Origin of the sequence: Floccifex sp. (assembly GCF_051873495.1) — a bacterium.
Classification (GTDB): Bacteria; Bacillota_I; Bacilli_A; order Erysipelotrichales; family Erysipelotrichaceae; genus Floccifex.
The window spans coordinates 1-3,651 of the sequence record NZ_JBJEEX010000009.1 but is presented as its reverse complement, the minus strand read 5'-3'; the positions used below and the strand labels follow the sequence as shown (position 1 = coordinate 3,651).

2 protein-coding genes are annotated in these 3,651 nt (G+C 28.3%); both read left to right on the top strand.

The features are described from left to right. A partial coding sequence (locus tag ACI313_RS00520; RefSeq protein WP_439755034.1) for a hypothetical protein occupies window positions 1-1,596 on the top strand: 1,596 nt, incomplete at its 5' end. Beyond that, window positions 1,568-3,640: an FtsK/SpoIIIE domain-containing protein gene (locus tag ACI313_RS00515; protein WP_439755033.1), complete on the top strand. Its 2,073-nt coding sequence runs from the start codon at window positions 1,568-1,570 to the stop codon at window positions 3,638-3,640. The genes ACI313_RS00520 and ACI313_RS00515, both read left to right, overlap by 29 nt. The last annotated feature ends 11 nt before the right edge of the window (window positions 3,641-3,651 follow it).

Genomic DNA, 3,651 nt, shown 5'->3' with positions numbered 1-3,651 from the left:
GATTCTCAAGTCGATATCGAAAACAGTGAATTTATATACGATGGTCAACTGCTATCGGATTTATCATTCACAATTCAATCACAAGGCACAACGTATTTGGTGTATTGTTTAAAAGATGAACAAGGAAATATATTAAGCCAAGATAGTCAATCATTTTTCTATGATTCTATAGCGCCCAAAATACATTGTACAATCAATGATTTTGAAATTGATAATGAAATTCATCTTTGGGATGAATGTGAATTAAAAATAAATATTGATGATATAAGTTTAACCAATACAACAATATTTGTTGATGATGAAATCATTGAATGGGAAGAATCCATTGTATTAACTAAGGAAAATAAAAGTTTAAAAATTCAGTGTATAGATGAATATGGAAATGAAAGCGAAAGAGAGATAAGTATTATTGATGATTCCTTTGCGATAAGTTCTAACATTGATTCTGAATATACAACTACTGATTTTATTGAATTTAATATGGATTTATCCAATAAAACAATAGAAGAATACATTGATGGTCAATTGGTTGAATTTAATAATCAATTGACAATACCAGGTTATTATCAATTTATTTTAAAAGATTCTAATTATCCTTATCTATCAAAAGAAATCAATTCCTTTTATTTCACGAATACAAAACCCTATATTCAAATTATGAATACAGGTAGTTTCAATCAATCACAAACACTACTTGTCCAATATAACTGTCCATGGATCAAAGAAGGATGGATTACAGTGGATGGAATAACGTATTCACTTGATGATGTGATTGTGTTAGAAACAAATGATATTCATCAATTTTTGATTCAAAGCTATGTCATAGATTGTTTTGGACAACAAGCTTATGATGAACAAATCATTACCATTGATATGCGTCCCTTACAAATGAATATGACCTTTAATTCTCAACAAGTGAATCAATCTTCCATTTACTATATGGACTGTACTCAATGGAATCTTGAAACCAATCGAAATGCCCAAATACAATACAAAATCAACAATCAAGTAATTGATGATTTATCAACGTATTTAAATCAAGCTAATTGCGATGAAAATATTTATTGTATCATTCGCATAAAAGATGAATTCAATCAAATGCTTGAAAAAGAACTAATGTTTTATCGTTTACCGAAAAGTATTAGTGTAACTTATCAACAACCTGAGCAAACGCAAAGAGTCTATGAAGTAAAAGAAAAGACGGTTGTTTTAAAACAAGAAGTAAAGAAAGATACAAGGGCTCCGATTATTAAAATGGTTGTGAATAATGGTGCAAGTAAAAGACCGTCACTATTTGACAAAATTAAAATTTATATCGCATCAAATCCAGACGATTCTTTTTCTTCTATTCGAATTAATGATAAAGAAATTGATCTAAAAGAAGTAAAGAAAGATGATTTAAATCATAGTTATTATGAATTCACAACGATAAAACCATATTATTCAATTCAAGTTAAGGCAATCGATGAAGCAGGTAATAGAACAGAAAAAGAAATGGAATATAAAATCTCATATCCTTGGTTTCTTTTATTGATTTTACTTCCTGTTATAGTTCTAATCAGACATCATGAAAAAAATTCAAATCTATCAAAATGATACATATAAAACAATGAGTTTTAATCAAACTCTTATTTATCATGATTTATCATTTTTTGAAAAAAAAGAAGGCATACAAATTCAATATCAAAATCAAGAATACTTTTGTCTAACTTCACTTAAATTAGAAAACTATGTAATTTGTGTGATACCGGTTCGAACTTTTTCAATGGTGGCATTACCAAATGAATATGTTGTAGGAAGAAATAAGAAAAGTAATTTGGTTATTAAGGATAAAGATATATCAAATCTTCATTTTAAAATCATTAAGAAGGAAGAAAAATATACTTTGTTGGATTTAAAAAGTACTAATGGTGTATATGTGAATGGGAAAAAAGTGAAAATGATAGATCTAAAAGATGGAGATGAAATATGGATTACACAATATCAATTTACTTATATACATGGACATCTACAAGTGCCATTTAATATGGAAAGTAAAATGAATTTTAGTGAAATTTCACAATTTAAAAAAATGACATTAATTGATAAGAAAGTCATTCATTATCAAACACAAAAGATACCTGTACAATCGTATTCTTGGTCTGATTTTCCAATGAAACAAAAACTATTTCAATGCATTGGTTCATCCATTATGATTTTATTATCATCTTCTTTGTCTACCTTTCTTTTGTGGTTAAATCAACCAGATCAAATGAATCAATTACTGAATATGTTTTGTATGTCGACTACAATGGCAATAACTTTTCTATTCTTTGGTTTGTATAATCGCAAGGCATCTTATCAAACAAGTATCAATCACATTTATCAAAAAGAAGCACAATACATGAAATATCTTCATCAGGTGTTTCAAGAAGAAAGTAATGAACAAGTTTTATTATCACAGTGTCTCCAGCAACAAGAACAAGAGTTTTTTTCTCATCAATATGTTTTTGATGATGTATTGATTGGCTATGAAACAAGCTTGTTTTGTGAATTTATGTTTAAAGACGTACCTTTTCAGTATATTGATACGAAAATGAATCAAAACATTGATACCTTTAAACAAAATCATATTCTATTGATGGATAAGCCCGTTTATCTTGAAGATAAACAATGCATACGTGTTTTTTCTAATAACGATGGCTTTTTACAGGCTATGTGCATGTTAAAGAATGATAAGAAATATGTACTTGTAGGAAAAGCATTTGCGGATTCTTATTTTCTAGGAAATGAAAAATGCATTCAAGATGGTAAAAGATTATGGATATTTGATGAAAAAAGTAAAGAGAACTTTATCCACAATAAAAAGAAAAATCAAACGTATGTGTATATTTTTAATGCCGATTTGAAACCAGAGTGTGATGTTTATGATATGAAACTAAAGTATCCTTTTTCTTATGAAAACCATCAAAGAATGAACATACAAGAAACGATTTCACCATTTGATTTATTAAATAAAGAATGTTCATACGAATTAGTAAATTTAAAAGTTTTATTGGGACTGGAAAAAAATGGTAAGGTCATTGAACTTGATTTAGATGAAACAAAAGATGGCGTACATGGCTTGGTTGCAGGTACTACTGGGTCTGGAAAATCAGAATTACTAGCATTGATTTTAATGCAGTTGATTCATAATAATTCACCTTCATTATTACGTTTTATTTTAATTGATTTTAAAGGAGGAGCTTTTTCTTATTCCTTTGAAGGATTTGCGCATTGTGCAAGTGTTATAACGAATTTAGATCATAGTTTAGAACGATTTCTTATATGTATGAAGCATTTTATTCATGTACGTGAAAAACAATTGAAAGAAGGAAAAGTTTCTCATATTGATGACTATAATCGCTTATATAGTCCTAAATTATGTCATTTATTAATTGTGGTGGATGAATTTGCACAGTTAAAAGAACAAGCAAGACAAAGTTTAGAAGCTATCAAAGAATTGGCTCGTATTGGAAGATCATTAGGCATTCATTTGATTTTAGCAACGCAAAAACCATTGGGAGTTGTCGATGAACAAATATGGGCAAATACATCATTTCATATTTGTTTAAAGGTTTGGGTAACCAAAATCTTTTGGGGTTTATCCAAAAACTTTTAGGGTGAACTTTT

What these genes read in the sequence shown, in the direction of transcription:
- ACI313_RS00515 (WP_439755033.1), top strand. Translation starts at nt 1,568, where the DNA reads ATGAAAAAAATTCAAATCTATCAAAATGATACATATAAAACAATGAGT.